The sequence below is a fragment of the Rhodococcus sp. (in: high G+C Gram-positive bacteria) genome, from assembly GCF_049591685.1.
Classification (GTDB): Bacteria; Actinomycetota; Actinomycetes; order Mycobacteriales; family Mycobacteriaceae; genus Rhodococcoides.
Genome location: NZ_JBAWFH010000389.1, coordinates 1 through 21,702, shown reverse-complemented (window position 1 = coordinate 21,702; position 21,702 = coordinate 1). Strand labels below are relative to the sequence as shown.

At 63.9% G+C, this 21,702-nt stretch carries 24 protein-coding genes and 1 riboswitch; of the genes, 18 read left to right on the top strand and 6 right to left on the bottom strand.

Annotated elements, in window-relative coordinates:
* The coding region (locus WBQ44_RS16270; protein WP_495567704.1) for a type 1 glutamine amidotransferase family protein at positions 1 to 249 on the top strand (249 nt) is incomplete at its 5' end.
* Between the two features lie 8 nt (positions 250 to 257).
* Here WBQ44_RS16270 and WBQ44_RS16265 read toward each other — a convergent pair.
* A complete protein-coding gene (locus WBQ44_RS16265) occupies positions 258 to 1,931 on the bottom strand; it encodes a phospholipase D family protein (RefSeq protein ID WP_495567703.1) in 1,674 nt (557 codons plus the stop codon).
* Positions 1,932 to 1,995: 64 nt separating this feature from the next.
* On the bottom strand, positions 1,996 to 2,355 hold the full coding sequence (locus tag WBQ44_RS16260; protein ID WP_495567702.1) for a YybH family protein: 360 nt from the start codon (positions 2,353 to 2,355) through the stop codon (positions 1,996 to 1,998).
* Between the two features lie 71 nt (positions 2,356 to 2,426).
* Between WBQ44_RS16260 and WBQ44_RS16255 the strand changes: the two genes are divergently transcribed.
* From WBQ44_RS16255 to WBQ44_RS16240, 4 genes are all read left to right on the top strand, one after another.
* Entirely contained in the window at positions 2,427 to 3,305 is an 879-nt protein-coding gene (locus tag WBQ44_RS16255; protein WP_495567701.1) for a LysR family transcriptional regulator, read from the top strand.
* Between the two features lie 106 nt (positions 3,306 to 3,411).
* Positions 3,412 to 4,233 carry an SDR family oxidoreductase gene (locus WBQ44_RS16250; RefSeq protein WP_495567708.1) on the top strand — a complete coding sequence of 274 codons (822 nt, stop codon included), beginning with the start codon at positions 3,412 to 3,414 and terminating at the stop codon, positions 4,231 to 4,233.
* Positions 4,234 to 4,308: 75 nt separating this feature from the next.
* Complete coding sequence (locus tag WBQ44_RS16245) at positions 4,309 to 5,454, top strand: acyl-CoA dehydrogenase family protein (protein WP_495567707.1); 1,146 nt, start codon at positions 4,309 to 4,311, stop codon at positions 5,452 to 5,454.
* 22 nt (positions 5,455 to 5,476) lie between these two features.
* Complete coding sequence (locus tag WBQ44_RS16240) at positions 5,477 to 6,481, top strand: aldo/keto reductase family protein (RefSeq protein ID WP_495567700.1); 1,005 nt, start codon at positions 5,477 to 5,479, stop codon at positions 6,479 to 6,481.
* 11 nt (positions 6,482 to 6,492) lie between these two features.
* Here WBQ44_RS16240 and WBQ44_RS16235 read toward each other — a convergent pair whose 3' ends face one another.
* Positions 6,493 to 6,786, bottom strand: coding sequence for a tRNA-specific adenosine deaminase (locus WBQ44_RS16235; protein ID WP_495567699.1), 294 nt, complete (start codon positions 6,784 to 6,786; stop codon positions 6,493 to 6,495).
* Between WBQ44_RS16235 and WBQ44_RS16230 the strand changes: the two genes are divergently transcribed.
* Positions 6,785 to 8,137 (top strand): NAD(P)/FAD-dependent oxidoreductase, encoded by a 1,353-nt coding sequence (locus tag WBQ44_RS16230; protein WP_495567698.1) that lies wholly within the window; start codon positions 6,785 to 6,787, stop codon positions 8,135 to 8,137. The two genes, WBQ44_RS16235 and WBQ44_RS16230, sit on opposite strands and share 2 nt — an antisense overlap.
* A gap of 44 nt (positions 8,138 to 8,181) precedes the next feature.
* On the opposite strand, the gene WBQ44_RS16225 is transcribed toward WBQ44_RS16230, so the two are convergent.
* The gene (locus WBQ44_RS16225) at positions 8,182 to 9,999 is read right to left on the bottom strand and encodes an NAD(P)-binding domain-containing protein (RefSeq protein ID WP_495567697.1); all 1,818 of its coding nucleotides are present in this window, start codon (positions 9,997 to 9,999) and stop codon (positions 8,182 to 8,184) included.
* Positions 10,000 to 10,143: 144 nt separating this feature from the next.
* Entirely contained in the window at positions 10,144 to 10,341 is a 198-nt protein-coding gene (locus WBQ44_RS16220; protein WP_495567696.1) for an alpha/beta fold hydrolase, read from the bottom strand.
* A 76-nt stretch (positions 10,342 to 10,417) separates the two neighbouring features.
* Between WBQ44_RS16220 and WBQ44_RS16215 the strand changes: the two genes are divergently transcribed.
* Positions 10,418 to 10,741: a helix-turn-helix domain-containing protein gene (locus WBQ44_RS16215; protein ID WP_495567695.1), complete on the top strand. Its 324-nt coding sequence runs from the start codon at positions 10,418 to 10,420 to the stop codon at positions 10,739 to 10,741.
* Between the two features lie 11 nt (positions 10,742 to 10,752).
* Here the strand turns inward: WBQ44_RS16215 and WBQ44_RS16210 are convergent, their stop codons facing one another.
* Positions 10,753 to 11,916 carry a hypothetical protein gene (locus WBQ44_RS16210; RefSeq protein WP_495567694.1) on the bottom strand — a complete coding sequence of 388 codons (1,164 nt, stop codon included), beginning with the start codon at positions 11,914 to 11,916 and terminating at the stop codon, positions 10,753 to 10,755.
* Between the two features lie 207 nt (positions 11,917 to 12,123).
* Between WBQ44_RS16210 and WBQ44_RS16205 the strand changes: the two genes are divergently transcribed.
* The 11 genes from WBQ44_RS16205 to WBQ44_RS16155 all read left to right on the top strand — a co-directional run bounded on the left by WBQ44_RS16205 (position 12,124) and on the right by WBQ44_RS16155 (position 21,700).
* Positions 12,124 to 13,194, top strand: coding sequence for a 2,3-butanediol dehydrogenase (locus WBQ44_RS16205; RefSeq protein WP_495567693.1), 1,071 nt, complete (start codon positions 12,124 to 12,126; stop codon positions 13,192 to 13,194).
* Positions 13,191 to 13,958: an acetoin reductase gene (locus tag WBQ44_RS16200; RefSeq protein WP_495567692.1), complete on the top strand. Its 768-nt coding sequence runs from the start codon at positions 13,191 to 13,193 to the stop codon at positions 13,956 to 13,958. Before WBQ44_RS16205 ends, WBQ44_RS16200 begins: the two co-directional genes overlap by 4 nt.
* A 45-nt stretch (positions 13,959 to 14,003) precedes the next feature.
* Positions 14,004 to 15,296 carry a GAF domain-containing protein gene (locus WBQ44_RS16195; RefSeq protein WP_495567691.1) on the top strand — a complete coding sequence of 431 codons (1,293 nt, stop codon included), beginning with the start codon at positions 14,004 to 14,006 and terminating at the stop codon, positions 15,294 to 15,296.
* Between the two features lie 7 nt (positions 15,297 to 15,303).
* Positions 15,304 to 16,284 carry an FUSC family protein gene (locus WBQ44_RS16190; RefSeq protein ID WP_495567690.1) on the top strand — a complete coding sequence of 327 codons (981 nt, stop codon included), beginning with the start codon at positions 15,304 to 15,306 and terminating at the stop codon, positions 16,282 to 16,284.
* A 3-nt stretch (positions 16,285 to 16,287) separates the two neighbouring features.
* Positions 16,288 to 16,581 (top strand): hypothetical protein, encoded by a 294-nt coding sequence (locus tag WBQ44_RS16185; protein WP_495567689.1) that lies wholly within the window; start codon positions 16,288 to 16,290, stop codon positions 16,579 to 16,581.
* A 23-nt stretch (positions 16,582 to 16,604) separates the two neighbouring features.
* Positions 16,605 to 16,729, top strand: a riboswitch (cobalamin riboswitch).
* 97 nt (positions 16,730 to 16,826) lie between these two features.
* Complete coding sequence (locus WBQ44_RS16180; RefSeq protein ID WP_495567706.1) at positions 16,827 to 17,801, top strand: ABC transporter substrate-binding protein; 975 nt, start codon at positions 16,827 to 16,829, stop codon at positions 17,799 to 17,801.
* Positions 17,802 to 17,875: 74 nt separating this feature from the next.
* Positions 17,876 to 18,886, top strand: a complete 1,011-nt coding sequence (locus tag WBQ44_RS16175; protein ID WP_495567705.1) for a FecCD family ABC transporter permease — start codon at positions 17,876 to 17,878, stop codon at positions 18,884 to 18,886.
* The gene (locus WBQ44_RS16170; protein ID WP_495567688.1) at positions 18,883 to 19,653 is read left to right on the top strand and encodes an ABC transporter ATP-binding protein; all 771 of its coding nucleotides are present in this window, start codon (positions 18,883 to 18,885) and stop codon (positions 19,651 to 19,653) included. The genes WBQ44_RS16175 and WBQ44_RS16170 overlap by 4 nt, the downstream gene beginning before the upstream one ends.
* Positions 19,650 to 20,342 (top strand): (2Fe-2S)-binding protein, encoded by a 693-nt coding sequence (locus WBQ44_RS16165; protein WP_495567687.1) that lies wholly within the window; start codon positions 19,650 to 19,652, stop codon positions 20,340 to 20,342. Before WBQ44_RS16170 ends, WBQ44_RS16165 begins: the two co-directional genes overlap by 4 nt.
* A gap of 162 nt (positions 20,343 to 20,504) precedes the next feature.
* Entirely contained in the window at positions 20,505 to 21,113 is a 609-nt protein-coding gene (locus WBQ44_RS16160; protein WP_495567686.1) for a ClpP family protease, read from the top strand.
* Positions 21,113 to 21,700 carry a ClpP family protease gene (locus WBQ44_RS16155; protein ID WP_495567685.1) on the top strand — a complete coding sequence of 196 codons (588 nt, stop codon included), beginning with the start codon at positions 21,113 to 21,115 and terminating at the stop codon, positions 21,698 to 21,700. Before WBQ44_RS16160 ends, WBQ44_RS16155 begins: the two co-directional genes overlap by 1 nt.
* Positions 21,701 to 21,702 lie beyond the last annotated feature (2 nt).

Below are 21,702 nucleotides of genomic sequence, written 5' to 3'. Positions count from 1 at the left end.
CGATCGGACGGTGTGTGGGCATTCGACGGATACCAACTGACCGGGTTCACCGACGAAGAAGAGACGCAGGCCGGTCTCGCCGACAAGGCGCCGTGGCTGCTCGAGACGCGGCTCCGCCAATCGGGTGCCCAGTTCTCTTCCGGTGATGCGTGGGCGCCGCACGTGGTCGTCGACCGGAACCTCTACACGGGGCAGAACCCGGCGTCGACCAAGCCTCTGGCCGATCGGATCGTGGCAGCGCTGTCCTGACCCCCCGGTCAGAACTGGCGTCGAAACCGCATCTTCATCGGTCGACCGTCCGGATCGACGAACAGTCGGTAGGCAACCGCCGCGAGTCGTTGCTGCCACTGGGGCGGCACGTCGATGGTGTGCGGCCGCACTCGCCCGGCCGGTCTGGGTGAAGACGACGGGGCCTGGTGCCACGCGTCGAGTTTGTCGGCGCTCGCTTTCATCGCATCGAAGAACGACGTGGGATCGATGAGGTCCTCGTCGTCGCCGCCGTCGCGGTTCAGATGCTCGCGGGCCAGTTCGAGACGTAGTTCGCGGGCGAAGACGCGCGCGCCGTCGCCGAGGCCACCGGGATCTGCGGGAGCACGCGTGTCACGTTCGTCGTCGACGATCGCCGCCGTGAGTTCCGAGTCGTGCGTCCACGACCGGCGGTTGAAGTTGTCGGAGCCGACGGCGGCCCACACGTCGTCGACGATGCAGACCTTCGAGTGCACGTAGACCGGTATGCCGCGGTCGTTCTCGAGGTCGAGCACGAGCACTCGGTCGCCGCCCGCAGCGCTGATGACGTCGAGTGCAGCGGAGTGGCCGAGCAACGCCGACGGGATGGTGATGGGGCTGTCGTCGTCGAGGTGCCGGGGTACGACGATGACCAGACGCAGGTCGGGGGAGCGTTCGAGTGCCGCCGCGAACACCCGCGCGACGTCGACCGACCACAGGTACTGATCTTCGACGTAGATCAACCGACGAGCGCGCTGAAGCACCTTCGCGTAAGCCCGGGCAGCGCTGAACTCGCCCTCGGTCGCGAAGGGGTACGCCGGCCGTCGCCGTGGATACGTTCGAAGCAACTGAACCGCGCAGCTTCCGGCGTGGGCAGGGTCTGCGCGCTGCTCCGGTAGAGCCGATCGTTCGATATTGACGCCTCGTACCGCGTCGGAGACGACGTGCCACGGAAGCCGGGACAGCGGGGACGGATCGTCCCATCGCTCGCGAAAGACGTCTTCCATGTCTCGGACCGCGGGGCCCTGCACCTGCACCTGCATGTCGTGCCATGCCGGGGTCTCGCCGTATTCCGGCGGGAAGGGCCTACTGACGGGGTCGCCGAAATGGTCGGCATCGTCGCGTCGAGCGCGTGCCAGGTCGATCCCACCGACGAACGCGACATCGACCTTGTCCGCATCGCGGTACCGCACGACGGCGAATTTCTGGTGATGGCTGCCGAGCGTCAGGACCCGCTGGTCGAGCAAGACCTCACCGCCGGCCTCTTCGAGGCGCAAGGCAAGCTTCCGGTTCTTCGGCCCGGTGAACCCGAGGGTCTCGATATGCGAACGCCACACCATGCCCTTGACGATCCCGCCGCGCTCGGCGACGCCGGTCAATGCGTCCTCGACCGTGATGCCGTCGTCGGTGAGCAACTGCTCGGGGTCGCCGCGCCAATCGGTGAAGAGCACCAGGTCGCCGTCGCCTGCTGCGCGCAAGGCACGCTCGAGTGCTTCGAAGTACGGCCGACCGTGCACGAGCGGAGTCACCCGATTGCCGATGGTCCACGCTGCTATCCGAGTGTCGGGATTGCCGCGCTCCTCGGCGCTGAGGAACCAGGGGTCGGCGGAATCGAACTCCTGCGCCTGTTCGTTCAGCGAGGCAATGCTGCGGCCGAGTCGCTGCGCAACGGCGTCGAAGGTCCGGCGTAGTCGCTGCGTGATCACGGTTGCCGATACTGTCAGAGAGTCGAATGTGCTCGGGGGCTAGGTGCGGTTTGGCCCGTTGGTTTCACGATATCGGTGTGAACTCGGGGCGGTCGATGATGCGCAGCCAGGAACCGTCGGGTTGGCGTTGCACCACCTGCGCGCGGGCGCCCGCTTCGTCCTTCGGCGCGGTCGACGTCAGCGCGATGTCGCCGCGGACCAACGTGGGCAGGCTGTGCTCGAGTTCGAAGTGCGGCTCGTGCGCGAGTACCGACGCCCAGAGTTCGCGGATGGCTGCGCGGCCGACGGTTTCTCGGTTCGCTGGATATGCCATGACGGCATCGTCGGCGTACAGCTGCGCAACTCCGTCGGCGTCGCCCGCGTTGGAGCGTTCGACGAACAATCGGGTGATGTCTTCGGGGGTCATCGCTGTTTCGTAGGTCATGCATTCCATCGTCTCGGCGTGGAATCCAGAAGTCCAACGGACTGTTCTGATCAAAACTACAATTTCAGGTTATGGAACTGCGTCAGCTGGAGTACTTCGTGGCAGTCGTCGAGGAAGCGAACTTCACCCGCGCCGCCGCACGCGTGCACATCAGTCAATCCGGAATCAGCGCTCAGATCCGCGTGCTGGAGAACGAGATCGGTGCGGAGTTGGTTGATCGCAGCACTCGGGTTGCGAAGCCGACGGAAGCCGGTCGCGCCGTGCTCGAACACGCGCGCGTCGCGCTCGAAGCTGCAGGGGCAGTCCAGCGTTCGGTAGACGAGATCAACGCGCTCGTCCGCGGAACCGTCGACATCGGCATGGTCACCGCGTGCACGGTCACCCCGCTCTTCGACGGGTTGGCGGATTTTCACGCCGACTATCCCGGCGTCGAGGTGAGGTTGCGCGAAGGCGCTTCCTCGGACTTGATCGACAGCGTCCGTTCCGGCGCGCTCGACCTGGCGCTGGTGGGCGCGTCGGGATCGCCTCCCGTCGGCCTCGACTCGCTGGTCATCGTTCGTGAGGGCTTGGCGGCCTGCGTGCCGCACGACGACGCATTCGCCCGCGCCTCGTCGGTGAGTTTGCGTGAGGTCTGTGCGCGGCGGGTCGTTTGCCTCCCACGCGGTACCGGCATAAGGACGGTGTTCGACGAGGCCTGCGCGGCAAAGGGGTTTGTTGCCGACATCGCCTTCGACGCGAGTGCCCCCGGTGCTGTTGCCGATCTGGCCGCACGAGGGATGGGCGTCGGAATCCTCAGTCGATCTATGGCGACGGACTACGCGAGCCGGCTGATCGCGGTCCCCGTCGACGACATCCCCGTCGATGCCCTCCTCGTCCTGGTGTGGTCAGAGCGCGCCGGCGTCGCAACTGAAGAGATGGTGTCTCGACTGCGTCGGCACTTCTCCGGGTGACCTGCGCGCGGGTCCTTTTCACCGTTGTCGAATCCCTTGGTGCGCTGGTCACAACGTGTGCTGAGCGGAGCGTACGAGCGCTGACCCGGCATGCTATACCTGGGTGATGAAGGTTACAGGCAAGGTTGCCGTGGTCACCGGTGGAGGCGGGGGTATCGGCGGGGCCCTTGCCGAACGGCTCGTGGCGGAGGGCGCTCGGGTGGTGGTGTCGGACCTCGATCCCACGTCCGCGTCGGAGACCGTGACGCGTATCGAGCAGACCAGTCCCGGTGCTGCCACTTCGCTCGGTGCCGATGCATCGAAGTCCGAGGATATTTCCGCTCTCATCGCACTGGCCGAGGACACTTACGGCCCGGTCGACCTGTACTTCGCCAATGCGGGCATCAGCGGCGCACCCGGGCTCGAGGCGTCGGAAGCCGACTGGGATCTGTCGATCGAGGTCAACCTTCGCGCGCACATCCGAGCAGCGCAGCAGCTGGTGCCGACGTGGCTCGAGCGCGGAGACGGTTACTTCGTCAGCACGGCGTCCGCCGCCGGGTTGTTGACTCAAATCGGTTCTGCCACATATGCAACCACCAAACACGCGGCGGTCGGATTCGCCGAATGGCTCAATGTCACCTACGGCGACCGCGGCATCAGGGTCAGTTGCCTCTGCCCCATGGGCGTCAACACCAAGCTGCTGTACGCGGGGCAGGACTCGGGTAACGCGCTCGGTGCGGTAGCAACGCAGGCGGTACTGTCTGCCGGCGACGTGCTCGAGCCGGCCGACGTCGCCGAAATAGTGCTTGCTGCAATGGATGCGGAGCAATTTCTGATCCTTCCGCACGCCAACGTGTTGGACATGTACCGCAACAAGGGTGCCGACTACGACAGGTGGCTTCGCGGTATGCGTCGCTACCAAAAAGCCCTTCTGGGCGAATCGAACTAGGGAGACAAAACCATCGTGTCGTTCTTCGAAACCACCGACCGCGGCAGGAAATACCAGACCGATCTGCTCGAGTTCATGGACTCGCACATCTACCCCGCCGAGTCGGTGTACGAGGAGCAGATGCGTGAGTTGGGAGACCCGCACGGACAACCGCAGATCATCGAGGACCTCAAGAAAGAGGCCAGGTCACGCGGACTCTGGAACCTCTTCCATCCCCACGCCGAATGGGGTCCGGGGCTGACGAACCTCGAATACGCCCCTCTCGCCGAGATCATGGGGCGCAGCATGCTTGCGCCGGAGGCCTGCAACTGCAACGCCCCCGACACCGGCAACATGGAAGTGTTCACCCTGTTCGGAACGGACGAACACAAGGAGAAGTACCTACAACCGTTGCTGGACGGCACAATTCGTTCGGCTTTCGCCATGACCGAGCCCGAGGTCGCCAGTTCCGACGCCACCAACATCGCGATGCGAATGGAGCGTGACGGCGACGACTACATTCTCAACGGCCGTAAGTGGTGGACGTCCAACGCGATGCACAAGAATTGCAAGGTTCTCATCGTGATGGGCAAGACCGAACCGGACGCGCCATCGCACCGGCAGCAGTCGATGCTCGTCGTGCCCATCGACGCGCCCGGCGTCACCGTCCTGCGGAATCTGCCCGTGTTCGGCTACATCGACCGCGAAGGCCACGCCGAAGTGTTGTTCGAAGATGTGCGGGTGCCGTCGAAGGACGTGTTGAAGGGGCCGGGCGAGGGATTTGCCATCAGCCAGGCCCGCCTCGGGCCGGGCCGCATCCACCACGCCATGCGTACCATCGGCGTCGCAGAGCGTGCCCTCGAATTGCTCTGTCGGCGTGCGGTATCCAGGGTGACCTTCGGCAAGCCCATCGCCACGCGGGCCAACATTCAGGACTGGATCGCCGAGGCGCGCATCGACATCGAGAAGACGCGACTGCTGACGCTCAAAGCCGCGTACTTGATGGACACCGTCGGCAACAAGGAGGCGCGCACCGAGATCGCCGCGATCAAGGTGGCCGCACCCGAGATGGCTCTGAAGGTGATCGACCGTGCCATTCAGGTGCACGGCGGCGGCGGAGTCAGCAACGACTTCCCGTTGGCCATGATGTACGCCCACATCCGCACACTTCGACTCGCCGACGGACCCGACGAGGTGCACAAGATGTCGATCGCGAAGATGGAGCTGAAGAAGTACCTGTAGGGGCAGGCGTAGCGTTTCCGGCATGGCATATCGATACTTGGGCAACAGCGGACTGAAGGTCTCCGAGATCACCTACGGCAACTGGTTGACGCACGGGTCGCAGGTCGAGAACGACGTGGCGACGCAGTGTGTTCACGCCGCTCTCGACGCCGGCATCACCACTTTCGACACCGCCGACGTCTACGCCAACGGCGCCGCCGAGACCGTTCTGGGTGAAGCCCTGACGGGCGTTCGGCGTGAGTCGTTGGAGATTTTCACCAAGGTGTACTTTCCTGTTGGACAGAAGGGCCCCAACGACACCGGCCTGTCCCGCAAGCACATTGTCGAAGGCATCGACGGGTCACTGCGCAGGCTGGGCACCGATTACGTCGACCTCTACCAGGCTCACCGTTTCGACTACGAGACGCCGCTGGAAGAAACGATGGCCGCGTTCGGTGACCTCGTGCGCCGCGGAAAGGCGCTGTACATCGGGGTGTCGGAATGGACCGCCGATCAATTGCGCCGCGGACAGGCGCTGGCGCGAGAGAACGGCTTCTCGATCGTTTCCAATCAGCCGCAGTACTCGGCGCTGTGGAGGGTCATCGAGGCGGAGGTGATTCCGGCGTCGAAAGAGCTCGGTATCTCGCAGGTCGTGTGGTCGCCGATCGCCCAAGGTGTGCTCACGGGCAAATATGTGCCGGGTCGTCCGTTGCCGGAGGGTTCTCGCGCCACCGACGACAAAGGCGGCGACAAGATGATCGAGCGTTACCTGAACGACGAAACACTCACCCGGGTACAGCAACTGAAGCCGATCGCCGACGACCTCGGCATCACCATGGCGCAGCTGGCCGTGGCTTGGGTCCTCGCCAACGACAACGTGTCCGCAGCACTCGTCGGCGCTTCGCGGCCGGAGCAGATCGGCGAGAACATCAAGGCCTCCGAGGTGACACTCGACGCCGACGTATTGAAGAAGATCGACGACGCATTGGCCGGTTCCATCGAAACGGACCCGTCGAAAACGCAGTCACCGGAAACACGGCTCGTCTGACGTTCACTGCGTCAGCGCATGACCGTCAAGGCCTCGTCCTGCAGGATGGGGCCTTCGACGGCGATGTCGACATCCGCGGCAGCAACGACGTCGGCGCAGCGGAGCGAGAATTGCGGCCCCCCGGTGAGTATCTTCGCGAACTCGGGCGCCGACGCCGCGAACACGATTCGGGAAACGCCTGCCCACACCATGGCGGCGCTGCACATCGGACACGGCTCGCCGCTGGCTTGCCATTCCAGTGTGCATTGCCGTGTTTGCGCAGACAGGGGGACGCCGACGTGGACCGGCAGTAGGGTGGAAATCATGGCGACATTGGGTCAGCGTTTGCGAAAGTCAGCTCCGCTTCCGCCCGCACCGGCCAAGATCGTGGTGGTCGGGGGCGGCTTCGGGGGGTTCCATGCTCTGCGCAAGCTCCAGAAACTGCTCGAGCCGGAACGAACGTCGCTGACCCTCGTGGCGCCGAACGACTACATGCTCTACAGCCCTCTTCTCCCTGAGGTCGCGACGGGTGTGCTCGACCCCCGCGACATCGCGGTGTCCATTCGTCAGACGTTGCGACGAACGCGGACGGTGCTCGGTCACGTGACGGCTGTCGATTTCGGCGAGAAGCGGTTGCGCGTCGAGGACAATGAGGGCTCGACCGAAATCGAGTACGACAAGCTCGTACTTGCGCCGGGATCGGTGACGCGTCAGTTCGATATTCCGGGTGTCGCCGAAAATGCGCACGGTCTCAAGACTCTGAGCGAAGCAACCTTCATCCGCAATCATGTTCTCGCGCAGCTGGATGCCGCCGATTCGTTGCCGGACACCCCTGCTGGGCGCGCCGAGCGTGCCGAGCGCTTGACGGTCGTGGCCGTCGGCGCGGGTTACACGGGTACCGAATTCGTTGCGCAGATGCAGAATTGGATCAAGGGCATCGCCGCGCGCTGGGCAACGGTCGATCCCGACGAGGTCAAGTGGCTGCTCGTGGACCTCGCCCCGGCGGTCCTCCCCGAGTTGGGTGAGGAACTCGGCAAGGAGGCGCTCGGAGTGTTGAAGGAGCGCGGCGTCGACGTGCGGCTCGAAGTAACCGTCGAGTCCGCCACCGCCAACTCGGTCACTCTCACCGATGGAACCGTCGTACCGTCGCGGACGCTGGTGTGGGGCGCCGGGGTCGCCGCGAGCCCGTTGATCGGAAAGCTCGGATTGCCGACGGAGAAGGGCCGCCTCGTCGTCAACGCAGATATGTCGGTGCCCGGCGTGCCCGATGTGTGGGCGATGGGTGACGCGGCGGCTGTGCCCGACCTCGCGGCCGACCCGTCGAAGCCGACACCGCCGACGGCGCAGCATGCGCAACGTCAGGGCGTCCGCGTGGCACGCAATGTCGCGGCGAGCTTGGGCGTCGGCGAATCCAAGGACTATGTGCACAAGGATCTCGGACTCGTGGCCGATCTGGGCGGGTTCGATGGTGTGGCAAAGCCGTTGGGCGTCAAGCTCAAAGGACCGGTGGCGAAGTTCGTTGCCCGCGGCTATCACCTGTACGCCCTCCCGACAGCGGCGGCGAGAGTGCGTGTCGCGACGGATTGGTTGTACAGCTCTATTTTGCCTACTCGGGTCGTCAACCTCGACCAGGTCCGGTCGGAGGACGCTCTCATCGCGAAGGCGCAGAGTCAGTAGTGCGGGTCGGGTGCTGATGAACACCCGAACCGCATCTCCATCGGTCAGCTGAGGTGATGGACTTCTTGAAGCCCGAACACCGGCGTGTCCAGCCCTTCGTACCGGGCTTTGATCTGCAGTGCGAGGTACAGCGAATAGTGCCGCGACTGATGAAGATTGCCGCCGTGGAACCACAGGTTTTCCTGCTGCGTCGGCTTCCACATGTTGCGCTGCTCGCCCTCCCACGGGCCGGGATCCTTGGTGGTGTCGGAGCCGAGGCCCCAGCACTTGCCGACCTTGTCGGCTGTCTCCTGGTCGATCAGGTCGGCGACCCACCCGTTCATCGAGCCGTAACCGGTGGCGTAGACGATGAGGTCTGCGGGCAACTCGGTTCCGTCTTCGAGCACGACGCCGGTCTTGCTGATGTGCGACACCTGACCGCCGACCAACTTGATCTTGCCGTCGGCTACCAGTTCGGACGCGCCGACGTCGATGTAGTAACCCGACCCGCGGCGTAGATACTTCATGAACAGGCCCGATCCGTCGTCGCCGAAGTCGTGCTGAAAGCCGGCTCGTTCGAGTCGCTCGTAGAAGTCCTTGTCCTGCTCCGCAATCTGCTGGTACACCGGAATTTGAAATTCGTGCATGATCCGGTAGGGGAGTGACGCGAATGTCAGGTCGGCTTTGGCAGTGGTCATTCCGGATTCCACTGCCCGCTCGGAATACAGGTCGCCGAGCGCTATTTCGCACAGCGAATCGGACTTCACGATGTGCGTGGACGAGCGCTGCAGCATCGTCACATCGACGCCCGTTTCGTACAGTGCTTTGCAAATATCGTGCGCGGAGTTGTTCGAACCGACGACGACGACCTTCTTGCCGACATAGGCGTCGGGGCCTGGGTGCTCACTCGAATGGTGTTGTTCGCCTTCGAAGACATCCATGCCGGGGAAGTTCGGAACGTTCTTCTTGCCGGACATTCCCGTCGCCATCACCAGCTGCTTCGGGCGCAGGATCACTTCTTCGCCGTCACGGTCGACGACGACGGTCCATTCCTTCGCGGTCTCGTCGTACGTCGCGGACTTCGCTGTGGTTCGGTTCCAGTACGGAACCTCCATCACCTTGGTGTACATCTCGAGCCAGTCACCGATCTTGTCCTTCGGCGCAAACACCGGCCAGTTCGGCGGAAACGGCAGATAGGGCAGGTGGTCGTACCAGACCGGGTCGTGCAGGCACAGGGACTTGTAGCGTCCGCGCCACTGATCCCCCGGACGTTCGCCTCGGTCGACGACAATGGCCGGTACACCCAGCTGGCGGAAGCGCGCACCGAGTGCGATGCCACCCTGACCGCCGCCGATGATCAACGCATACGGCTGAACGCTGTAGCCCAGTTCTTTCTCCTCGACCTCCTTCTTCTCGGCCCAGTTCTGCGTGTCGGCGTTCGAACCGTGTACCGCGCCCTTGACCCGGGTTGATCCCTGCCGCTCCTCGTGGCCCTTCAATTCCTGCATCGTGGTGAGCAAGGTCCACGCCTCATCGCCCTTCAAGCGGAGGTGGCCTTTGCCGCGGCTCGTCGACGTCTCGAACTCGATCCACGCCGAGGTGACGCCGTCGGCCTCGTCGGGCGTCTCGGTGGTGCGGAAGTTCGACGGATCGGTGTCGTCCAGCCGCTCGGCCAGCATGCCCTTGATGCCGTCCCTGCCCTCGACGGTCTTGAGGTTCCACGTGAAGGTCACCAGGTCGCGCCAGAAGCTGTCCACAGCGAACTTTGCAGCGACGCGTTCGATGTCGCGTACCGCAAGTGCCGCCTCGAAATCTGCCAACCACGCGTCGACCCGTTGCTGCGGGGTCTGCGTGTGGACCGGCGGTTCGATGGTCTGAGTCATGCGTGGCTCCCTCGTCGTTCGTGTCGTGTGCTGTGACCCAGCACACTCCCTGGGACGACAAAGGTCGAGAGTTGCAGTGGGTTGCACGTGACCCGCATCACTGACGAAGTGACCGATCAACGACGCGAGTTCCTCGGGTTTGTCCTACGAGACCCACGTGCGGGAACCAGTCACCACCGACAATCGCGTGTCGGAGAAGTCCTCGGCCAGGCGTTCTGCATGTTCCAGGGGGAAGAATCTGTCGTCGGACGCCCATGCCACGAGAACCGGTTGACTCACCTCGCCGAACAAGCGGGCTGCATCGAGGGTGTAGCGAGAGTCCACCGACTGGAGAAATCGCACCAAATCCCGCCGAACACCGCACTCGCCGATCAGCGGACCGGAGCCGCGGCTGCTCGACGACCGTATCCGCGAGGCTATGCAGATCGCGCGTGCCAAGCCGGGAGGGGTCGTCGCGGCGTCGGATCTGGCCGCTGCGGTGAACCTCTCGACATCGCGCTTTCTGCACCTCTTCTCCGCGGAAACGGGAACGAGCTTCAGACGGTATCGGCTGTGGGCTCGGATGTTGCACGTGGGCGAGGCGGTTGCCGACGGTAGGGATCTGACCAGAGCGTCGGTCGAGGCCGGCTTCGCCTCACCCTCGCACTTCAGCGATTCGTTCCACGCCATGTTCGGGCTGTCCGCCGCAGCGCTGCTGGCCACGGGAACGAACATCGTCGTGATCTATCGCGACCTGCGATAACCCGTCGAGCATCAGTGCCCTGCGCCGACACCGTCCTGAAAAAGCCTGCGCATCCCCAACGACTGGAATCCGACGACGTAGATCAACGTCCACAGCACCAGCCAGTCGACGAAACCGAGAGCGTTGCCGCTCAGACCGGTGGCAATCTCGGGTTCGTGCAGGATGTGTTCGGCGCCGAAGCGGTAGTAGAGAACGAAGGTTCCCAACGCCAGCACGAACGTCAGTACTGCGCGCACTGCCGGCGCACATCTGTTACCGAAACCGTTGGCCCAGAAAATCATCCAGAAGGCCCAGCACACCCCGATCTGCGCCGGAAATTGATTCACGACGCCACCCAGCTCGTCGGTCGCGCCGGAACCCAACAGAAGCTTCGCGAGCGGGACCATGAGGAAATAGATGGCGGTACCGAACAGGACGTTGCCGACCGTCGCCGCCAGTGCTGTCTTTCCGCCCCCGCCGAACAGCTTCCATGGCCAGTTGTCGAGTGTCTGTCCGGTCAGGATCACCGCGACGACGATCGAGTAGAACCAGCCGAGAACGGTGTCCACCGTCATCAACGGGTTCGTCGCGATCAACGACACCGACGGCAGTCCGAAGACGAAGTACAGGGCGAGAGTCGGGACGGAGACGAAGGCGATCTCGCACAGGCCGATGAGCGGTTGCTTCGCCGGAGCGGAGCCTGCGGAGTGACCACGTGACAGCAGTGCCGTCCACGGCCAGTGTTGCCAGTTCAACACCACCATCACCCAGGTCGCGAACCCGAACAATACGAACAGCGCGCCGGCGAAGTATCCGAGCCCGCCGTCGCGGGTTCCGGCGAAATCGGGAAACAGCGAACCGACGCCGCTGCCGAGGAGCCAGGTCACCGCAACGGCGAACACACCCGTCGATCCCAGAATCGCGAAGCCGCGCCATGGTTGGCCGAGCTTGTCGAATCCCGCGAATTCACAGTCGAACCCGATGAAGACGATGAACAGGATCGCCCAGAAGAGTGCAGCGTTGAACGGGAGTGGGTAGAAGTTCCACGGACTCGTCGTCGGATCGGCGAGGAGGTACCAACTCGCCAGCGAGACCGCCACGACCACGACCAGATTGGCGACCCCGAAAGCGAACCAACCGCCTCGTCGCGACACCTCTGGTGAAACGTCCTGTGCGGGTGAAACAGTTGCGGTCATGATCTGCTCTCCTAGGTGTCTGCGCGTGAAGTCGCGCCGCAACTATGATCTGGACCACACGAGCTGCGTCAGGGTTGCGGAGGGTTGCAGGGCGTGTCGACACGTTGGATCGGCTCTGTCAGCTGATGCAACACCCTGCAACCCTGTTGAATGTGCTTCGGGTCACATAGACATACGTGCATCGGCTACCGAACGAGGAGAAATGCGATGCGCGCAGCTGTGTATTACGGACCGAACAAGGTGGAGATCGCCGACGTGCCTGAGCCGTCGCCGGGGGAGGGCGAGGTCAAGGTCGAGGTCGGCTACAACGGTATTTGCGGCACCGACCTGCACGAGTACTACGCCGGACCGATCTTCATCCCAACCGAGCCGCATCCGCTGACGAACCAGCAGTTGCCGCTCGTGCTGGGCCACGAGTTCTCGGGAACCGTAACCGAGACAGGTAAGGGAGTGACTGGTATCGAGGTCGGCGATCGTGTCGCCATCGAACCGCTCTACCGATGTGGCCACTGCGGTCCCTGTCGGGCAGGAAACTACAACATCTGTCAGCAGATCGGCTTCCACGGACTGATGTCCGACGGAGGGATGGCCGAATACACCGTCGTGCCGACGAACATGATTCATCATCTTCCCGAGAACGTGTCGTTGGAGTTGGGCGCACTCGTCGAACCCATGTCCGTTGCTTTCCACGCCGCGACGCTCGGTGAACCGAAACCCGACGACACTGCGATGGTGTTCGGCGCAGGGCCGATCGGTATCGGCCTGTGGTTCGCGCTGCGAGGCAAGGGCGTCGGCGACGTCTACGTTGTCGAGCCGTCGCCGACTCGTCGAGCATCGATCGAAGCGCTCGGCGCGAAAACTCTCGATCCGACGGCGCTCGACGTCCCTGCCTTCATCGCCGACACCACCGAAGGCCGCGGCGCCGACGCCATCTACGATGCGGCGGGTGTGCAGCCCGCAGTCGAGACCGCACTCGGCTGCATCGGTGCCCGTAAGCCGTTGATCAGCGTTGCGATCTACGAAAAGCCTTTGATGACACCGCTGCAGAAGATCGTCATGAACGAGTCGCGCATCCAGGGATCGCTCTGCTACACCTCCGCTGACTACGACGCCGTCATCGACCTGATGAGTCAAGGCAAGTACGACACGACGGGTTGGGTGGACAAGATCGCCCTCGAGTCTGTCATCGACGAGGGATTCGAGGCTCTCCATGCAGGCACGAAGATGAAGGTCCTGGTAGATCCTGCAGTTGGACGCGACAGCGAGGGGCAGGCATGAGCGTCGTACTCGTCACCGGTGGCGGCCAGGGGATCGGCCGCGGCATCGCGTTGAGGTTGGCCGCCGACGGCCATGACATCGCGCTCGTCGACGTGAACTCCGGCAAGATCGACGACGTCGCTGCCGAAGTTCGCGAGAGAGGAAGCAAGGCAACGACGTTCGTCGCCGATGTCAGTGATCGCGATCAGGTGTTCGCAGCCGTCGACTACGCGCACGAGGCTTTGGGTGGGTTCGACGTCATGATCAACAACGCGGGAATCGCCCAGGTGGCACCCATCGACGACGTGCGTCCGGATGACGTGCGGAAGATCTGGGCCGTGAACGTCGACGGTGTGCTGTGGGGAATCCAAGCTGCTGCAGCGAAATTCAAGACTCTCGGACAGAAGGGAAAAATCGTCAATGCGTCGTCCATCGCCGGTCATGACGGATTCGCGATGCTCGGCGTCTACAGTGCCACCAAATTCGCCGTCCGGGCGTTGACGCAGGCTGCCGCCAAGGAATACGCGGCGCACGGCATCACCGTCAATGCATATTGCCCCGGGGTGGTCGGCACCGACATGTGGGTGACGATCGACAAGCGATTCGCCGAGCTGACGGGCGCGGCGGAAGGCGAGACCTACGACAAGTTCGTCGGCGGAATTGCTCTCGGTCGTGCGCAGACGCCCGAGGATGTCGCGGCGTTCGTCTCGTACCTCTCGGGTCCCGATTCGGACTACATGACTGGTCAGGCGGGTCTCATCGACGGTGGCCTCGTCTACCGCTGAGCCGACTTTGCACGGTCGACGTGATCTGGAGCACAATTGGCAGTGATGACTCAGTCGACAGGACCCGAACCTGCGCTGGCGGCCGGCGAGGACCCGCGCCGCTATGCGCAGATTCTCACTGCCGTCTACGACGCGACGATGGCGGGCGGCAAGGCGCCCGCCCGGCCACGCGAGGTGATCGGTGATTCCTGGCGACGCCTACAGACGCTGGGGATCGACCCCGAGCAGCGCAGTGCCAACTCGGTGCAGATCGACGTGTCCGATCTCGAGCTCAGCCGTCGGGAATCGGGGTTGTTCGACATTCTCGACGACCTCGCCCGCGGCCTCGAGTCGGTCGTGCAGGACGGGGACAACATTCTCGTCGTCGCCGACCGACACGGACGGGTGCTGTGGCGCAGCGGTTCGACGGCAGTGTTGGACCGCGCGGACGGACTCGGTTTCGTCGAGGGCGCGAGCTGGGCGGAGGACTCCGTCGGCACCAACGCGATCGGTACCGCGCTCGTCTCCCGGCGTGCAGTTCAGATATTCTCCGCGGAACACTATGTGCGCAGCCATCACCCGTGGACCTGTGCCGGTGCCCCGATCAAGGACCCCCGCACCGGGCACGTGATCGGTGCGGTCGACGTCAGCGGCCCGGCCAGTTCAGTGCACCCGACGACACTCGCACTGGTCGACGCCATAGCCAGGCTCGCCGAATCGCAACTACGCGAACATCATCGGCAGAATCTCGACCGGCTGAGATCCGTCGCCGCTCCGATGCTCGCTCGTCTGCAGTCTCCCGCCTTGGCGGTCGACAACAACGGGTGGGTCGCCGCCGTCGAGTCTGTGGCGTTGCACAATCGAATCCTCCTCCCCGAAGACGTTGCGGCCGGGCGGTTCTGGCTGCCGACGTTCGGTGTGTGCGATTTCGAGCCGCTACCCGGCGGTTGGTTGGTCCGGCCGACAGTTACCGACGAGACCGCCGACGCCACGACCACCGTCACCATTGATCTCCGCAATTCGCGTACCAGGGTGAACATTCGCAGTGAGATGGGGGAGTGGACGCACGAGCCCACTCCGCGGCATGCCGAGATGCTGTACCTGTTGGCGCTCGCCCGTGAGGGTCGCACCGCAGCCCAGATGGCAGCGGATCTGTTCGGCGACGCCGGCCGCACGATCACCGTTCGCGCGGAGATGTCGCGGTTACGCAAACACCTGTCGGGAATCGTGCTGACGCAACCCTATCGATTCGACGACGGGGCGGTCGTCGACCTGCTGCTACCCGAGGACCGAAGCCGGTTGCTTCCGCATTCGAGTGCCCCCGCGGTTCGAGCCCAGCGGGGTCCACAACCCGCATAATCGGAGGATGGCAACACGGTCGGTTCAGGAAGCGGCACGCTTTCTCGCCGTCTCCGATCCTGGAAGGTTGCGGCTTCGCAGCGCGTCGGCCACGACTATCACCGTTCTGCTCGCAATGGCGGTGCTGCTGCCTGGGTCGCGTCTGATGGGTCAGCCGTTGACCGTCGCTCTGCTCGGTGTGGTCGTCGCGGTGCAATCGTCGGCCGCCGTGAAGGACAGATCGCAGCGTGATCGCGTCGTGACGTCCGGTCCGAAGCCGGACAAGGAAGAGAAAGAGGCGGCCACCGGTCTGAACCCGAGTTCCAGAGCCGCGATTCAGGTGGCCGTCGCGACCAGTGCGGCAACCGTTCTGGGCGAGATGATCTCGCCCGACCGGTGGTACTGGGCAGTTCTGACCGCGTTCCTGGTGTTTACCGGCGTATCGACGCGGGGCGAGATACTTACCCGGGCAGGGCATCGCGTCGTCGGGACAGTCGCCGGAGTGGTTGCAGGCGTGCTGTTGTCGGTACTCGTCGGCAACAATGAGCCGCTGCAGCTGCTCCTACTCGTGGTAAGTGTGTTCTGCGCGTTCTACCTCGTCACCGTCGCCTACGCCCTGCTGTCGTTCTTCGTCACCGTCATGCTCGCCATGCTGTACGGGCTTCTCGGAACCTTCAGCATCGAAGTGCTCGAACTCCGCATCTACGAAACCATCGCCGGAGGCGTCGTCGGGATCGCATCCGCGTTTCTTGTCTTCTCCACCGGAACGAAGTCGACGATGATCGACAAAGTCGAGAACTATCTCGACGAGATGGCAAGCGTCGTTGATGCCAGTATCGGTTCGGTCGTCGAGCCTGGCCGTACGACCGATCTGGTGGCGAAGATGCGACCTCTCGACAAGGCGCTGCAGGAGTGTGTGACGTCTGCCAAGCCGCTGGCAGTCGGCCCGACGACGAGAATGCGCCGCGGCACCGGGCGAGTGCTTCGAATTCTAAAAGGTCGGGAATGAGCCGTGCATTCTCTGGCCAGAGCGGGTGTAGGTGCGTCGCAGTCCTCGCCGGAATCTGCGCCCACGCAGGCGGCTGCCGATGCGCTGAGGGCCGCGGCGCAGGTCACCGAAGCCATCATCGCCGACGTCCGAAAAGCCCTCCGCGGAGTGCAAGTCGAGCCGCCGGAGAAACTCACCGAAACGTCTGCGGCGGACGTATTGCGCGAACACGCCCGTTCGCCAGGCCCCGTCAGAACCGCAGCTCGGGCGCTGAGCACGCTGAACCGCACATTGGGGGAGGCCTTGACGCGGACCTGACGTACTGGTGCATACTGCGAGGCGAACACAAGCAAGCCAGTCGCATTGGGGGAAGCCGGTCGAAATCCGGCGCTGACCCGCAACGGTGGGCTGCCTCTCTTCACTGAGGTAGCGAGCCCGATTACCCAGCGGCTGGTGTGCGACAACCTATTCGTCGTGGTCTACGAATCGGCAGTCCCGCGCGTGGCGTTTCGTGCTGCGCACCCGACTCTCATTTCGTGGCTCTGAGCTCCAGTGAGGTTCTCATGTCACGCTTCAACCGCGTCGCCGTCAGTACGGCGGCGCTTCTACTTCTCGCCGGCTGTTCCCGTGGTGAATCGCAGGCCGCCGCTGAGGAGGCGGCTTCGTTCGACCAGCCCGTCGAAATCACCAACTGCGATCTCGTTCAGCGATTCGACGCCCCACCCGTGCGCATCGTCTCGATGAACGACCATGTCACGGAGGTTCTCCTTGGAATGGGAGTGGCCGACCGGATCGTGGGGATGGGCTACCGCAATGCCGTTCCCACGCCGGAGGCTGCCGACGAGTTCGCGTCGATACCCGGCCTGGCCGACGAATATCCGACGAAGGAGCAAATACTCGATCTCGACCCGGACCTCATCGTGGGCGGGATGCGCAGCGCGTTCGACGAGAAGGAAGGTCGATCGCGCTCGTCGTTCGCCGAGGTGGGGATCCCGACGTTCCTGTTCTCCGAATACTGCGGATCCGGGCTCGCCGACATCGGCATGCTGGAGACCGACTACACCGAGCTGGGCAAAATTCTGGGAGTTGAGGACGCCGCGCGTAGCGTCACCGACGGTGTGACCGGCGGCCTCGCCGAGATCGACGCCGCACTGTTCGGAGTCGAGGCGATCCCGACGTTCTTCTACGACTCGGGTGAGAACGAGCCCATGACGATCGGTGGGGTCGGCGTCGGGCAACTCATCGCCGATCACGCCGGAGCGGAGAACATTTTTCCCGAAGGCGAGCGTCCGTACCTCGACACCACGTGGGAGATCGTCGGCGAACGCGCTCCCGAGGCCATCGTCGTCCTCGACTACGGTGACACGTCGGCGGAGGGCAAGATCGAGTTCTTGAAAAGCCAACCGATCATGGCCACGACGCCTGCCGTGCAGCAGAACAACTTCGTCGTCGTTCCGCTCGATGACTTCTTCGAGAGCCCCCGCCTCGTCGGGAGCGCCGAAGCAATCGCTCGCGCATTGCATCCCGAGCGCTTCTGATGACGGCAGTCCTCGACAGGCTCGCCGCCGACGCGGAGGTTCCGAGCGCGCGATCCTCGCGCATCCGGTTCGGCATGGTCCTCGTGTTTTCGACTGCAACTCTACTGACGGCAATCGCAGCGGCGGTCTCGTTCGGGTCGGTGCTGATCCCCATCGGCGACGTGTGGGCCATCGTTGCTCACAGGCTCGCACCGGGAGTCTTCGAATCGTGGTGGACCGAGGCACGCGCGGTGATCGTCGTGGATTCGCGCTTGCCGCGGTCGCTGACCGCTGCGGTGGTCGGCGCCTCGCTCGCTGTTGCAGGCGGTGTTGCGCAAGCTGTCACCCGCAACCCGCTCGCGGATCCGTATCTTCTGGGCGTCTCGTCGGGTGCGGGGTTCGGCGTAGTGCTGGTAATGACGCTCGGCGTCGGAGCAGGTGCGCTCGGCGCGTTCACCGTGCCGGCGGCCGCATTCGTCGGGGCGATGGTTCCGCTGTTCTTGGCGTTGGCAATTGGAGGTCGGTATCCGCAATCGACGGCGATCGTCCTGGTCGGAGTCGCGTTGGGCAGCGTCTTCACCGCGCTCATCACTTTCACGCTCCTCGTGTTCGCGGACGAACGAAGTCTCAGCGCAGTAATGCATTGGCTTGCCGGCGGTTTCGGCGACGCTCGGTGGTCGACCCTCGCCTTTCCGGCACTGGCTCTCGTCGTCGTCGGCATTGTGGTGATGGTCGGTGCGCCCAGGATGGACCTGTTGAAGACAGGTGACGACGGCGCGGCAGCGTTGGGCGTGAACGTTCGCCGATTCCGATTGGTGCAGTTGCTCGCCGTTTCGCTTCTGGCGGGCGCCGCCGTATCCGTCAGTGGCGGAATTGGATTCGTCGGATTGCTCGTTCCGCACCTGGCGGGCTACGTTGTCGGCACCCGCGCAGTCAGGCTTGTTCCCGTTGCCGCGTTGTTCGGTGCTATCGCTCTGGTCGGAGCCGACACGCTCGCTCGCTCCCTCGCACGGAGCACAGAGGTGCCGGTCGGGGTGGTTACCGCGCTGGTCGGTGCGCCGATTTTTGTGTTCATGCTCTACCGCCGCTACGCGAGGGAAATGTGATGAGCCTGACCGTACGCAACGTGACCGCGCGCCTGGGTTCACGAGAGGTGCTGCACCACATCGGCTTCGACGTCGCGGCAGGGGAGGTTCTCGGCCTGGTCGGCCCCAATGGATCGGGCAAGACAACCGCACTACGGTGCTGTTACCGGGCGCTGATGCCGACCGCCGGGACAGTGCTTGTCGACGGCGACGATGCTCTCGCAATGAAGCGCTCGGAACTGTCACGCACGGTCGGCGTCGGAACCCAGGAGCCGCAGGCATCAATCGGGTTGACGGTACGAGAATCCGTCGCACTGGGCCGTGTGCCGCATCGCGGCTGGTTCGACCGGCAAACGTCCTCCGACGACGACATCGTCACCGCATGCCTCCATCGCGTCGACCTGCTGGATCTCGCGCACCGCGACGTGGGTGCGCTCTCCGGTGGGGAACGCCAGCGAGTTTCCATCGCGCGAGCCTTGGCGCAACAGCCGCGAGTTCTGCTGCTCGACGAGCCGACCAACCACCTCGATCTACGCCAACAGTTGACCGTCATGAATGCGGTCCGGGACCTGGCTGCGGATGGGTTGGCTATCGTCGTCACCGTGCACGATCTACGGCTTGCAGTGGAGTACTGCCACAGTCTCGCCGTGCTCGACGGCGGCTGCGTGGTGGCGTCCGGGCCGACAGTCGAGGTTCTCGACGACCGGCTGCTCGCCGATGTATTCGGCATTCGCGCGACCGTTCGCACGACACCGCGACCGGCTATCGACATTCATGGCTTGGCATGAGCGTCTACTATATTGCCGCAGAACGGGTCGAAGGCTTGCGGGAGTACGTGAGCGGTCCGTTCGAGCTGCCTGCGTCCGTGATGCGAGATGTTCACTGGATGCGCGCGAGGGTCTCCGACACCGGTCGTCGGTGGCACTGCACCGACGGCCGCGTCAACGGGACGCTGTGGTGGTATTCGGCCAGCTCGACTCTCGCGTTCCTCGCGATCGCCACTGCGATGGTGACCGGCGAGGCCGCTGATCCTCGGCTGGATGGTGCACGATGCTCGCTGAGGCCGGATGGATACCTCGGCGGAACGGTGTCGGACCGAGTGGTACCCGTCGCAGAATTGCCTGCGGCATTGAACGAAGCATTCACCGAGATTGTCGACGCGTTGGCGCCTGCCTCCGGCGCCCGCAAGCAGGCGTTGTGGGCCATCGCATCGGACTCCATCGCGAACCGGAGCCTGGATGTCGGTGCGGCATTGGGTGATCGATCAGTTGGTAGCGACTTCGCGAGCTGGCTGATCGGAGCGATGCCGTCGACGCTGCCGGCACCCCGATTCGTCGACGTCGGTGGGCGACGCTTCACACAGCGTTCCTCCTGCTGCCTCATCTACGAAACAGGCGACGCAGACAAGTGCACCAGCTGCCCGAGGCGCACGCCGGCGGACCGGCTCCGGGGCCTGGAAATCGCAGCGCGGTATTAGTTCGCATGAGCCGCTGCATGGATGCGTGTTGTGATGGTGGGGTAACTGATTACGACGGTCTTGCCGGGGCTTTTGTTGCGTCCTTGCGAGTGAAGCTGTGAGCTGATCTGCTGCCAGCAGAGTCATTGGCGCGCACAGGCATCGGTAGTCAATGGTGGAGTCATGACCGAATCGGCGCCACGCATGTTTTCCTCCGACATCAGACATCAACTTCTCCGTCATCGGGTTCTCGTTCTGGACGGCGCTCTCGACGACGACAACGGAACCCTCCTCGCGACGCATCTGTTGACTCTCGCCGCCGAGAATTCGTCGGCCGACATCGCCCTGTGGATTCATTCCCCGGGTGGGTCGGTGCCTGCAATGCTGGCCATTCGCGACGTGATGCGCCTCGTTCCCTGTGACGTCTCGACGTTGGCTCTCGGATTGGCCTGCAGCGCGGGTCAATTCCTGCTGTCATCGGGTGCCCATGGCAAGCGGTACGCATTGCCGCACTCGCGCATTCTGATGCACCAGGGTTCCGCCGGTATCGGCGGCTCGGCCGTGGAGGTAGAAGTCCAGGCCAACGACCTGCGCCACACTCGCGACACCGTTCTCGGGCTCATCGACGACGACACCGGGCAGACGCGCGAACAAATTTTCGACGACTCTCTGCACGACCGATGGTTCAGCGCCGAGGCTGCCCGTGAGTACGGCTTCGTCGACGTCATCGTCGACTCGTTCGATCAGGTAACGCCGGTTCGACGCGTCCCGGTCGGAATGGGGGTGCGGTGATGAGCTCGTACACCATTCCCAATGTGATCACTCGTGATTCGCGTGGTGAACGCGTCGTCGACGTTTACTCGCACTTGCTCAGTGAACGCATCGTCTACCTCGGAACCGGGATCGATGCCGGAGTGGCCAACGCACTTATCGCGCAGCTCCTACACTTGGAGTCCGACTCTCCCGACAGCGAAATTTCGATGTACCTAAACTGCGAGGGCGGCGACACCGCAGCGATGCTGGCCGTCTACGACACCATGCAGTTCGTCAAATCACCAGTTGCTACAACGTGTGTCGGCCAGGCCGTGGCGGCAGGGGCGGTACTGCTCGCCGCCGGAGCGCCCGGGCGTCGATCGGCGCTGACGCACAGTCGGGTGGTCCTGCACCAACCGGCCGCACAGGGCCGGGGCACCATTCCGGACCTCATTCTGGCCGCAGACGAAGTGGTGCGAGTGCGCGCAGAGATGGAGGCGATACTGGCTCACCACACAGGCCGAGACGCGGCAACGCTCAGGCACGACACCGATCGCGACCTGGTGCTCACTGCGTCTGCTGCTCTTGATTACGGCATCGTCGACCAGGTACTTCAGCAACGCTAGGC